The sequence below is a fragment of the Mesorhizobium sp. M7A.F.Ca.CA.002.05.1.1 genome (genome assembly GCF_003998335.1).
GTDB lineage: Bacteria > Pseudomonadota > Alphaproteobacteria > Rhizobiales > Rhizobiaceae > Mesorhizobium.
On sequence record NZ_RZQI01000085.1, the window covers coordinates 1 to 11,965 of the forward strand.

12 protein-coding genes are annotated in these 11,965 nt (G+C 62.2%); 6 read left to right on the forward strand and 6 right to left on the reverse strand.

All coding sequences use genetic code 11. The features are described 5' to 3' along the window. Positions 1-280, forward strand: a 280-nt coding sequence (locus EN939_RS06960) for a D-sedoheptulose-7-phosphate isomerase (RefSeq protein WP_127267433.1), incomplete at its 5' end; no start/stop codon positions are given. Further along, complete coding sequence (locus tag EN939_RS06965) at positions 273-932, forward strand: HAD-IIIA family hydrolase (protein ID WP_127267434.1); 660 nt, start codon at positions 273-275, stop codon at positions 930-932. The genes EN939_RS06960 and EN939_RS06965, both read left to right, overlap by 8 nt. 4 nt (positions 933-936) lie before the next feature. Here the strand turns inward: EN939_RS06965 and EN939_RS06970 are convergent, their stop codons facing one another. Then, a complete protein-coding gene (locus EN939_RS06970) occupies positions 937-1,731 on the reverse strand; it encodes a glycosyltransferase family 2 protein (RefSeq protein ID WP_127267435.1) in 795 nt (264 codons plus the stop codon). A gap of 250 nt (positions 1,732-1,981) precedes the next feature. Next, the gene (locus EN939_RS06975; RefSeq protein ID WP_013530077.1) at positions 1,982-2,461 is read right to left on the reverse strand and encodes an Lrp/AsnC family transcriptional regulator; all 480 of its coding nucleotides are present in this window, start codon (positions 2,459-2,461) and stop codon (positions 1,982-1,984) included. A gap of 248 nt (positions 2,462-2,709) precedes the next feature. Here EN939_RS06975 and trxB point away from each other — a divergent pair, with 248 nt between their 5' ends. After that, positions 2,710-3,684 (forward strand): thioredoxin-disulfide reductase, encoded by a 975-nt coding sequence (trxB, locus tag EN939_RS06980; protein ID WP_127267436.1) that lies wholly within the window; start codon positions 2,710-2,712, stop codon positions 3,682-3,684. A gap of 79 nt (positions 3,685-3,763) precedes the next feature. Beyond that, on the forward strand, positions 3,764-4,660 hold the full coding sequence (locus EN939_RS06985) for a LysR family transcriptional regulator (RefSeq protein ID WP_023809733.1): 897 nt from the start codon (positions 3,764-3,766) through the stop codon (positions 4,658-4,660). Positions 4,661-4,684: 24 nt separating this feature from the next. Here the strand turns inward: EN939_RS06985 and EN939_RS06990 are convergent, their stop codons facing one another. Both EN939_RS06990 and EN939_RS06995 read right to left on the reverse strand, forming a co-directional pair. Then, positions 4,685-5,182, reverse strand: a complete 498-nt coding sequence (locus EN939_RS06990; RefSeq protein WP_127267437.1) for a methyltransferase family protein — start codon at positions 5,180-5,182, stop codon at positions 4,685-4,687. Between the two features lie 720 nt (positions 5,183-5,902). Next, entirely contained in the window at positions 5,903-7,954 is a 2,052-nt protein-coding gene (locus tag EN939_RS06995; protein ID WP_127267438.1) for an elongation factor G, read from the reverse strand. Positions 7,955-8,265: 311 nt separating this feature from the next. Here EN939_RS06995 and EN939_RS07000 point away from each other — a divergent pair, with 311 nt between their 5' ends. Then, complete coding sequence (locus tag EN939_RS07000; RefSeq protein ID WP_127267439.1) at positions 8,266-8,670, forward strand: (R)-mandelonitrile lyase; 405 nt, start codon at positions 8,266-8,268, stop codon at positions 8,668-8,670. Positions 8,671-8,738: 68 nt separating this feature from the next. Here EN939_RS07000 and EN939_RS07005 read toward each other — a convergent pair whose 3' ends face one another. Beyond that, a complete protein-coding gene (locus EN939_RS07005; protein ID WP_127267440.1) occupies positions 8,739-9,782 on the reverse strand; it encodes a hypothetical protein in 1,044 nt (347 codons plus the stop codon). A 220-nt stretch (positions 9,783-10,002) separates the two neighbouring features. Here EN939_RS07005 and EN939_RS07010 point away from each other — a divergent pair, with 220 nt between their 5' ends. Continuing rightward, a complete protein-coding gene (locus EN939_RS07010) occupies positions 10,003-11,520 on the forward strand; it encodes an MFS transporter (RefSeq protein ID WP_127267441.1) in 1,518 nt (505 codons plus the stop codon). Positions 11,521-11,582: 62 nt separating this feature from the next. Here EN939_RS07010 and EN939_RS07015 read toward each other — a convergent pair. Beyond that, on the reverse strand, positions 11,583-11,965 hold a 383-nt coding region (locus tag EN939_RS07015), incomplete at its 5' end, for an aminotransferase class I/II-fold pyridoxal phosphate-dependent enzyme (protein WP_127267442.1).

An 11,965-nucleotide genomic window follows, 5' to 3' on the forward strand; every position in this document is an offset into this window, starting at 1 on the left:
GTTTTCGCGCCAGGTCGAGGCGCATGGCGCTGCCGGCGGCGTGCTCCTGGCGATCTCGACCAGCGGCAATTCGCCGAGCATCCTTGCCGCCGCCGAACAGGCGCGGAGGATGGATATGACGGTGATCGGCATGACCGGCGACACCGGCGGCAAGCTGAAGCCTCTGTCCGATATCCTGCTCAACGTGCCGTCGACCTCGACGCCGATCATCCAGCAGGGGCATCTGTGCCTTTACCATCATCTGTGCGAGGTGGTCGAAGCGCGCCTCAGCAATGGCTGATCCCACGACCTCTGGCCGCTTTCCGCTGGCGGAGCCGGGCCTATGGGTCGAGCGGGTCGGCTCAAGGGTGTTCGCCGCCGGCTCGCCGGCGCTGTTCCTCGATCGCGACGGCACCGTCAATGTCGATACCGGCTATCCGGATGATCCTGCCGAAATGGTGCTGCGCGCGGACATAGCCGCGGTGATAGCCGCCGCCAACCGGGCTGGCATTCCGGTCATCATCGTCACCAACCAGTCGGGCATCGCGCGTGGCTATTTCGGCTGGGGCGATTTCGCCGCCGTCAATGGCCGCGTGCTCGAGCTGCTGCGCGTCGACAATGCGTTCGTCGATATGGTCGTCGCCTGCGCCTATCACGAAGCTGGCTCCGGTGTGCTTGCGGTTGCCGATCATCCGATGCGCAAGCCCAATCCGGGCATGCTGCTGGAGGCGGCCGGGCGCCTCGGGCTCGATCTGCGGCGTTCGCTGATCGTCGGCGACAAGGAGGCCGACATGGAGGCGGGACAACGCGCCGGCCTCGCGCAGGGCTGGCTGGTAGATGGACAAGCAGCTGTCCGATCGGGCTTCACAATTCGGCCTTGGTGCGAGCGCGCGGATTTCGACGGCCTGCTCGCCGCAATAGCTGCGCTTGGCACCGCCTCGGGCGCGCCGTGACGGCTTACATCCGATCTTTGTCTCGCCAGGCTTCATAAAGCTTGGCCTCTGTCGCGAACGAATACAGCATCACCAGCATCGAATAGACGAACCCGTGCCGGCCGCACAGGAAGTAGCGCTTGGCCAGGTAGAACTTCAGAAAGTTGCCGAGCGGCGACAGCACCAGTCTTATCAGGCCGGGCTTCTTGGCTCGTTCGACAAGCGTGGCAACCTTGAGGCTGGAGTAGGTGTTGGCCCTTGCCAGATCCTCGGCAATAGTCATTTCGCGGCGATGCAGCAGCACGCCATTTTCTATCGTGCCGGTTTCGCCTGGCACCTCGAACGACTCATGGACCCGCAGATTGAGGTCCATCGTGGCCTTGTCGCGGCGGAAAAGACGCAGCAGCCTGTTGTGAAGCACCCAGCGGTGCGCATAGCCATAGCCCTTCAGCTTGTCGCGGCGTCTGATGTACCATCCGTCGAAGGCGTCATTCCCAAGCTGGGTCACATTCGTGATTGACTGCCTGAGCACGTCGTCGATGGCCTCGTCGGCTTCAATCGAAAGGCACCATGGTTGCGTGGCCTGATCGAGCGCGAATTGCCGCTGACGAGGAAAGCCCGGCCAATCGTTGTGAAACAGCCTTATCGGGTAGCCTTTGGCGATGTACCCGTTGACGACGTCCAGAGTGCTGTCCGTCGAGCCCGAATCGACGACGATGATCTCGGCGCAGAAATCGACGCTTTCCAGGCACTCGCCGATCATGTCGGCCTCGTTCATGCAGATGACCAGCGCCGAAACCGGGCTAGAAAATCGAGTCATCGTCCCACCCCACGGCACACTGTTCTCGGAATTGGGCTGCCCTGCGCCCCTGTTTACGCAATCCCGAAAGCGCTATGCGCTTTACCCGGGAAAACCGTTACATACTTTTTCTGGAATTGCTCTAGGAAACCAACAAGACGGCTACGGCAGAAATTCCGGCTTCACAGGAGAGCTATCGAACGCCAAAGCGGCGCTGATATGGCGAGGCCTTCAAGCGACATCGGCGAAAGCTCGTTGCGGTTCAGCCGGCTCAAGGCTGTGCGAACGAGACCAGCCCTTCGTCCTTGACCCGGCGGATGGTGAGCGCTGTGCGCACCGTGTCGACATTCGGGGTCGAGGTCAGTTCCTCGATGACGAAGCTCTGGAAGGCGCCAAGGTCGCTCGCCACGCAATGCAGCAGGAAATCGGATTCGCCCGACACCATCCAGGCGTCGCGTACGATCGGCCAGCCGCGGGTGCGCTCGGCAAAGATGCGCAGTTCGGCATCGGCCTGATGATGCAGGCCGACCAGGCAGAAGGCAACGACATCGAGGCCGAGCGCTGGTGCATTGAGCAAGGCACGGTAGCCACGGATGATGCCGGCTTCCTCCAGGCGCTTGACGCGGCGCAGGCATGGCGGCGCCGAAATGCCGACGCGGTTCGACAGTTCGACATTGGTCATGCGGCCGTCGCCCTGCAATTCGCGCAGGATCTTCCAGTCGATGGCGTCGAGGTCGGCCTTGAGCGGCATGGGGGCTCTCGATCATGAGGGGCAATACGCAAGAATCTTGCGTGATTTTGTAATTAAACGACTTCGCTGTCCATTCCATCCTTCGCCCGGAATATTTCGCGGGATCAGCGGCCGACAGGTGCGACAAAGCTTTCCGGGGACGAACACCAACTTGCCTTGCTGGCGTCGTGGGCAACACTTACATTACGCGCGACAATGATCGAGTTTTCCATGCCGCAATTGCCGGCAGCCCTCCGCAGAGGCTTTAGATGACCACCAAGCACGCGCCCGTTCTCATCATCGGTTCCGGCCCGGCCGGCTATACGGCGGCGGTCTATGCCGCCCGCGCCATGCTGAAGCCGATGCTGGTCGCCGGCCTGCAGCAGGGCGGGCAGTTGATGATCACCACCGATGTCGAGAATTATCCCGGCTTCGCCGACCCGATCCAAGGTCCGTGGCTGATGGAGCAGATGCTGAAACAGGCCGAGCATGTCGGCACCGACATCATCAACGACATCATCACCGAGGTCGACCTCAACGTGCGACCGTTCCGCGCCAAGGGCGATTCCGGCACGACCTATACCGCCGACGCGCTGATCATCGCCACCGGCGCGCAAGCGAAATGGCTGGGCATCCCGACCGAGCAGGACTTCATGGGTTTTGGAGTCTCGGCCTGCGCCACCTGCGACGGTTTCTTCTACAGGGGCAAGGATGTCGCGGTGGTCGGTGGCGGCAATTCCGCGGTGGAAGAGGCGCTCTATCTGTCCAATCTCGCCAGGAGCGTGACGGTCATCCACAGGCGCAGCGATTTTCGCGCTGAACGTATTCTGCGCGAGCGGCTTCTGAAGAAGGACAATGTCCGCGTCATCTGGGACACGATCGTCGATGAGATCACCGGCCGGCCCGGCAAGACGCCGCTGCCGCCCTCGGTCGAGGGGCTGAAGCTAAAGCATGCGGTGACCGGCGAGGTGTCGCACCTCAAGATCGACGGCGTGTTCGTGGCCATCGGCCATGCGCCGGCGGTTGAACTGTTCGCCGGCAAGCTCAAGCAGAAGCCGAACGGCTATCTGTGGACAGCGCCGGATTCGACCCGCACCGATGTGCCGGGCGTGTTCGCGGCCGGCGATGTGACCGACGATATCTACCGCCAGGCGGTGACGGCAGCGGGGCTCGGCTGCATGGCCGCGCTCGAGGCGGAGAAGTATCTGGCCGGCATCGAAGTGCATCGCGAAGCGGCCGAGTAGAGAGTTCAGAGAGCGGCTTAGAAACGCCGTGTAAAAGCCTGATTTTTCATTCAGACGCCAAAACAGAACGAGGGGAATCATGGCGTTGGACTGGGACAAGCTACGCGTGTTTCACGCTGCGGCGGAGGCGGGGTCGTTTACCCATGCGGCCGAGACATTGCATCTCTCGCAATCGGCGATCTCGCGGCAGGTCAGCGCGCTCGAGCATGATGTCGGCGTGCCGCTGTTCAACCGCCACGCCCGCGGGCTGGTGCTGACCGAGCAAGGTGAGATGCTGTTTCGCACGGCGCATGACGTGCTGATGAAGCTGGAGACCATCAAGTCCCGGCTGACCGAGACCAAGGATCGCCCGTCGGGCGTGCTGCGGGTGACGACGACGGTGGGGCTGGGCGCCGGCTGGCTGACCGAGCGGGTGCAGGAATTCATCGAACTCTATCCCGAAATCAGCCTGCAGTTGATCCTCGCCAACGAGGAGCTGGATCTCACCATGCGCCAGGCCGATTGCGCCATCCGGCTGCGCCAGCCGCAGCAGCCGGACCTGATCCAGCGCCGCCTGTTCACCGTGCATTTCCACCTCTACGCGGCCCCATCCTATGTCGCCAAGCACGGCAAGCCGTCTTCCGTCGCCGAGCTGAAGGCCCATCGCATCGTCACCTTCGGCGTGCCGGTGCCGTCGCATCTGTCGGAGCTGAACTGGCTGGAAACGGTCGGTGATTTCGAAGGCGGACAAAGGGTGCCGACGCTGCAGATCAACGACATATTGTCGATCAAGCGGGCGGTGCAGGGCGGTGCCGGCATCGCCATGCTGCCCGACTATGTGATCAGCAAGGACTCCGATCTGGTGCAGCTGCTGCCGGAGACCGAGGTGCCGTCTTTCGACACCTATTTCGCCTATCCCGACGCGATGAAGAACCAGGCCAAGCTGCATGTGTTCCGGGACTTCATCATCGCCAAGGCCCGAAGCTGGTCCTTCTGATTTTCGTTTTCACGCCCTACGGGATTATCCCCGCCAGGGCATCAGCCGAGGCAGCCAGCCGGGCACGTTGCGGCGGTAGGTCTCGTATTCGGCGCCATAACGGCGGCTAAGCGTCGGCTCTTCATAGAGCCTGACGAAGGCGCCCATGGAGACAGCGCTGACGGCGGCATAGGCGACCAGCGCCCAGCTCGAGAACAGCAGCGCCTGGCCGAGGATGATCGACAGCACGGCGACATACATCGGGTTGCGGACATGGCGGTAGATGCCGCCTATCACCAGCCTCTCGGTCGGGGCGACCGGTGCGGGTGTGCCCAGGCCCTCAAGCGCAAAACGGCCGAAGGCATGCAGGAGTGCCGCGCCCGCGGCAACGATCAGAAGCCCGCCAACAGGGGCAAAGCCCGGCAGGCTCGACCAGGGCAAGCCCCAGCGATCGGTCAACAGCCAGGGCACCAGCCCGGCAACCACGCACGGCGCCGCGATGAAGAAGGCCGCACTGCCGGCGATCGCCGAAAACCTCCGCATTGGCTGCTTGCTCCGCGATTGCCTTAGAAATGCACGCCTGCTGCCCGCTTCCACATCATTGCCCAGTTTTGGCATTTCGAGCCGAAAGCCAGCCGAGATTAGCGATTCTGTAGTTGCAATTGCCCGATTCAGCGCTCCATTTCGACGATTTTGCTGGTCCTATTGGCTTCTGGAATGGGTTAGACCACAGCCTGCGTCTTTTTGCATGTGTGTGTTGCAAAATAGATGCTTGTTTCTTGGGCATGATGAGCACATATATAGATCATCTCCTGGGCGCGTTCTCCTCCCATTAGCGCCCTCGAGTGTTCCCCTCTGGAGGTTAGCCTTAACAGGCACTCCAATCAAACTCAGCCGGATCTTCATTGATCCGGCTTTTTTGTTGCCTGTACCCTGCTGGGCCGGCCAAAAATTCCATCACAATTGCCACGTAACGGTGACATGTAACCTCTGGTAACATATCCCGGACGCCCGCGACCTGCTATGTAGATCATAGGACGCGGTGTGGTTCGGACGGGAGATGGGGGCATCACTCGTACGGCCCGGGCTCAGGCGGCTACCGCGTCCGAACCGTTTTTCCGCCGAACTCGGCGGTACCAAATGCGGCGGACCTGACGTTTTACCTCCCAAGGAAACGGTCCGCGAACAAAACGACGTCCGGTCCCCGCCGGACGTCGTTTTCTTTTGTTCCCCCGAATCAGGTTCGAGAGGAACGCCACGCCATCAGGCAGCCTTGCCGTTGGTGTTCATGGCGTCGTCAGCCAGACGGCCGGTGAGTTCGGCCATGTGGTCGAAGACGGCACGATAGCTGGCAACGCCCGCGGTCGCCGAGCGCAACTCGATGATCAGGTCGCCGATCTCGGCTTGCGGCATGGTTGCCTCGACGACATCCCATCCCGGCCAGTCGGGTCGCGCGTCGTAGCCGAGGATCTGGCCGCGCCGCTGCGGGATGAGAGCGATGATCTTCGAGGTGGCGTCGGAGGGGGTGACGATCTCGACCTTCATCACGGGCTCCAGGAGCACCGGCAAGCACGCGGCCATGCCTTCCTTCATCGCCAGCCTGGCCGCCATCTGGAAGGCCATGTCGGAGGAATCGACCGCATGATAGGAGCCGTCCGACAGGTTGACTGCGACATCCACGACCGGAAAGCCCAGCGGCCCGGATTTCAGATAGTCGCGGACCCCGGTCTCGACCGACTGGATGTAGGTCTTGGGCACGACGCCGCCGGTGATGGTGTCGGTGAACTGGAAGCCGGAACCGCGCGGCAGCGGCTTGATCTCGATCACCACGTCGCCGAACTGGCCATGGCCGCCGGACTGTTTCTTGTGACGGCCGCGCTGCTGCGCCGATTTGCGGATCGTCTCGCGATAGGGCACCGCCGGCGGATGACCTTCGACCGGTATCTGGTTCTTGCCTTCCAGCCGCTCGCGCACCACGCGCAGATGCATCTCGCCATGGCCCGACAGCACGGTTTCGGCCGAGTCCTGATTGTGGCGCAGGCTGAGCGAGGGGTCCTCCTCGGCCAGCCGCTGGATGGCGGCCGACATCTTCACTTCGTCCTTGCGCTCCTTGGGGCGGAGCGCGAAGGCGAAGACCGGCTGCGGCGGCTCGAACTGGACGAGCGGCTTGATGCCGCCCTTGGCCGAGCTCAGCGTCTGGCCGGTCTTGACCTCGTCCAGCTTGCCCAGTGCCACCGTGTCGCCGACCTTGGCGATGGAGAGCTTGGACTGGTCCTTGCCGAGCATCCGGTAGATGCCGGAAACCTTGGCCGTGTCGCCGCCGGGCAGCCAGAGTTCGGAACCGTCGACGACCTGACCGGAGAGGATGCGCGACACCGACAGCTTGCCGCCATGCGAGGTGTGGATGGTTTTCATCACCTGGACCAGGGTAGCCGCGCCGTCGGGTGCACCGAGCCGTTTGCGGGTCGCCTCGATGTCGGGCGCGTCGTGGCGGATCGCCTTCAGGAGGCGCAGCACGCCGTTGCCTTTCTCGGCGGTGCCGATCAGCACCGGGATCACCGCACCGTCACGCAGGTCGGCGGCGAGGTCGTCGAAGATCGCATCCTTGGGCGGCTCGATCTCCTCGAGCAGTTGTTCCATCAACTGGTCATCATGGTCGGCCAGCGTCTCCAGCATCGAGAAACGCGCTTCGAGCTCGCGCGCCTTGTCGTCGCCGGGAATCTGCGCCACCTCGCTTTCGGCATATTCGCGATAGATGTAGGCGCGCTCCAGCGCCAGGTCGATCGAACCAATGACGACACCGTCCTTGCGCAGCGGAATCTGGCGCAGCAGCAACGGCACGGCACTGGCCGGCTGCAGCATCTTCAGCGTGTCGCGCACGCCGGTGATTGCCTTGTCGACCTTGTTGAGGAACAGAATGCGCGGCACTCCGAGATCGTCGAGCTTGCGCATGATCAGTTGCAGGGCAGGGATCTTCTTTTCATCGGCCTCGGCTACGACGACCGCGAGGTCGCAGGCGGCCAGCACCGGTTCGGCCTCGAAAGAGAATTCGATGGAACCGGGACAGTCGACGAAGGTGATCTGCTCGCCCATGAATTCGGTCGTGGCGACCGTCGCCTCGACGCTCATGGCGTGGGCGCGCGCCTCGGGCGAATGATCTGAAACGGTGTTACCTGATGAAACGGGATTTTGTCGGGGAATTGAGCCCGTACGGGCCAATATGGCTTCGAGAAGTGTCGTCTTACCGCTTGCGAAGGGACCGACTATGGCAATGCATTTCGGTCCCGTGCGTCGTCCTCCGGCGCGAGTACCCATGACTGACCTCCACTCAGGCGTTTCCCGTAGGACCGACTGGCATGTATGGTTCAGGCTTGGTCAATCGGTCCTGAGCGGCGGCCGGCCTGTTCGACCGTCGCGGGCGGGGTTCTTTTCAAGTGCCACCTGCCCAAAGCCATCGTCCCACTTGTTTGCCGGCAGGGCAAGAAAAATAGAAACCCTTTGCTCGGCAGTGGACCGTGCGGATCATATGCTGGGGCTGGCAGCGGGAAGCTGTTGCACGTCGACCGATATCGGCCGAAACTGAAAACAGGCGACCCGTCGCCCGCTGCTTGAAGGACCATCGACCCATGAAGATCATTGCCTGCGGCAGCGTGCCGACCGTCATCGCGCCGGAAAAATACTTCGCCGGCCGGGTGCTGCAGACGCCGATCATCGAGAAAGAGGCGCCGGCGCGGCTGCGGGCCACGCTGGTCAGCTTCGAGCCGGGCGCGCGCACCCACTGGCATACGCATCCGCTTGGCCAGACGCTGTACGTGACGGAGGGCGCCGGGCTTGCCCAGACGTGGGGCGGCCCGATCCAGGAGATCAGGGCCGGCGACGTCATCTCGTTCGCGCCTGGCGAAAAACACTGGCATGGCGCGGCGCCCAAATCGGCGATGACGCATATCGCGATGCAGGAGGCGCTCGACGATGTCCATGTCGATTGGCTGGAGGGGGTCACCGACGAGCAGTTTGGCGGTCGAGACACCTAAGCCGGCGGAGGGCAGGCTTCTTGCCGCAGCGATGACGATCGTCGCGCAAGCTGCAAAACCGCTGGCATTTAAACCACTCGGACGCCCAGAAAATTCAGCCTCCGCCGGGCGCCTTCCCACGCCCTGATGCTGACATCGTTGAGATAGCAGTCCATCAAGACCCTGCAGCCGACCAAGATCTCGACCGGTTGTCCAGCAAAAACCATTGCGCCCGGCCGCCCAAAAAAATTGTGTATTGTTCCGTCGTCAAAGCCATTTTCTCCGAAATTGGCGAAATCCCCTACGTCCCCTTCAAACCAACGCTGAAAATCGACAAGGGTGCTGTTGCTTCGGTAATCTCGTCCCACGGCTTGATCGCCTGAAAAGGTGCCAAAAACGACATCGGTCGCCTGAAGGACTCTGGTGTGGCTGTAGCCGATTTCGTCACGCATCCACCTGTACCTTGTGTCGTAGGTGGAGACGAATTCCGCAAACAAGTCGAGCCGGCCGGTCTTCTTGGGAGTGTAGGTAAACCAGATGCCGCTTTCGAGCATGGCGTGCAGGTAATCTCTATCGCCGGCGCTGTTGTTTTCGAAAAATACCAAGCCGCCCAAATCCGGCGCCCCATCCCACTCGTAAGATTCGTCTCGCAGAATGCGTCCGTCCCCGGTCCGGTTGAACCAGCTGTATTTGTAGTTACCGAAGGTGCCAGGCCAAAAATGGAAATACTCATAGGGATCGCCTTGCAGTTGCCGCGTTTCCATCGGCATCGCCCCATCTTTGCGGCGCGGCAAGACAACCATTTCGGAGCGATCGAAACTGTTGCCTAGAATTCGCTTTCGATCGTTGCGATCGGCAAAGCGTTTCAGTTTTGCCCTGGTCCATTTTTCAGCTTCCTCGGTCCAGTAACAGCCCGACTGTGCTTTCAGGTAATCAATTTTTGCCTCGCCAAGAGCGGAGATCTGGCCCTCGTCGTTAGGGTCCGACTGCTTGAAATAGTTCATTGATGTGGCTGTCTGCTCGGCAAATGAAACACTGAGCGCCTGCTTGAACCGCTCGGTATTTTCAGTGCCCGGCCCGGACACTATGAATTCGCCGTCGTGATTGTTTGATGGATTGCCGCCTTTGGCCATGATGCATCTCCCTTCTGAGGCTTCATGGTTGATCGAATGCGGCCGGCTTCCTAGTCGTCATATGACGATGGTCCGCGGGTTCGCTGCGCACGTTTCCCGGATTGCAAGCTGATTTCGCGCGTCTGGCTCGCACGCCATGCCGGCCGGCAACGTCCCTCGGAGCCACTTCGGCTTTGACTGTAGCACCTGCATGGCCTCTAACTCACGTCTGGATATAGCCATGTCAAAGCACCGTCTGCCCCTGGTCGCCGCTATCTATCTTGGTTCGTTCGTGGCTCTGCTCGACGTCAGCATCGTCAATGTCGCGCTGCCGACCATCCAGCAGGCGTTGCAAACCGATTTCGGCGGCCTGCAATGGGTGGTCGACTCCTACACGCTGTGCCTGTCCGCCTTCATGCTGTCGTCCGGCCTGATCGGCGATCGCTATGGCCGCAAGCGCTCGTGGCTGGCCGGCGTCGGCATCTTCGTGGCCGGTTCGCTGATCTGCGCCGTCGCGCCCAATCTGCCGGTTCTGCTGGCCGGCCGGGTGGTACAGGGCATCGCCGGCTCGCTGCTCATTCCAGGCGCGCTGTCGATCCTGACGCAGGCCTTTCCCGATGCGCGCCAGCGCGCTGGCGTCATTGGCGGCTGGGCGTCGTTCGCCGCCATCTCTCTGCTCGTTGGTCCCGTCCTCGGTGGCATCCTGGTCGAGACCGTCGGCTGGCAAAGCATCTTCTTGATCAACCTGCCGCTGGGCTTGATCACGATCGCGCTCGGTGCTGTTTCGATCAACGAGACGGCGCATCCCGAACATGCCCATCTCGACCTCGTCGGCCTGGCTCTCAGCATCCTTTGGCTGGGGGCGCTGACCTTCGGCCTGATCTCGGCCGGCGAGAATGGCTGGGGCGAGCCAAGGACGGTCGCGGCGCTGGTCGCCGGCGTCGTCGGTCTGGCTGCTTTCCTCGGCTTCGAGGCGCGCACTGCACGCCCGATGCTGCCGCTTGGCCTGTTCCGCGATGTCCGCTTCGCCGTCGCCAATGTCGCTTCGTTCGCGCTCGGCTTCACCTCCTATTCCAGCGTCTTCTTCTTCTCGATGTTCCTGCAGCAGGTGCAGGGCTGGTCGCCGACGCAGACCGGCCTGCGCATGGCGCCGGCCTTCATCGTCCAGATCGTGGTGTCGCCATGGATCGGCAGGCTGAGCGCGCGCTATGGTCACTCCGCGCTGATGACCATCGGCTATGTTGCTATCGGCCTGTCCATGCTCGGCATGTGCTGGGCCGGCCCTTCGACGCCCTATGCGATGCTGTGCCTTCTGTTCGCCATTGGCGGCCTCGGCAATGCGCTTGCAATCCCGACCGGCAGCGCTGCCGCCATGTCCTATGCGCCGCGCGAACGCTCGGGCATGGTGTCGGCGGTCATCAATGCCACCCGCCAGAGCGGCCTTGCCATCGGCATCGCCTTGCTCGGCGCCTTGATGAGCATGCGGGCAACCAACCTTTTGACCGGGTATCTCGGCGATGCCGGTGTCGCCAACGCGGAAGCGGTCGCCCGTGCTGCGATTTCACGGCATGATTTCGCAACCGATGCGGCGATGGGCGAAAGCGGCGTGCATGAACTCTATGCTGCCGCCTATGCCGGCGGCTTCCACGCCGCGATGCTGACGGCAGCGATCGGCGCGTTCCTCACCGCCGCATTGCTGGTCGCCGTGCTGGCGCCGGCCGAGGCGCGCTCGGCCAAAGAGACCAAGCACGAGGCGTGAGGCTGACGGCCCATTAAAAAACCCGGCGGTGAAGCCGGGTTTTTGCATTCATAGTGCGTCGGTCAGGTCAGCGAAGCCGTAAAACGCTGGATGCGTGTGCAGGCTTCTTCCAGAAGCGTCTCCGAGGTCGCGTAGGAGATGCGGAAGTTGGGCCCGAGGCCGAAGGCCGAGCCGAACACCACCGCGACGCCCTCGGCTTCGAGCAGTTCCGAGCAGAAGGTCTCGTCGGTGTCGATCAGCCTGCCGGCCTTGGTCTTCTTGCCGATCAGCTGGGCGCAGGAAGGATAGACATAGAAGGCGCCTTCCGGCGACGGACAGGTGATGCCGCGTGCCTGGTTGAGCATCGACACGACAAGGTCGCGCCTGCCTTGAAAGATCGCCTTGTTTTTGGCGATGAAATCCTGCGGGCCATTCAGCGCCTCGACGGATGCCCATTGCGCAATGG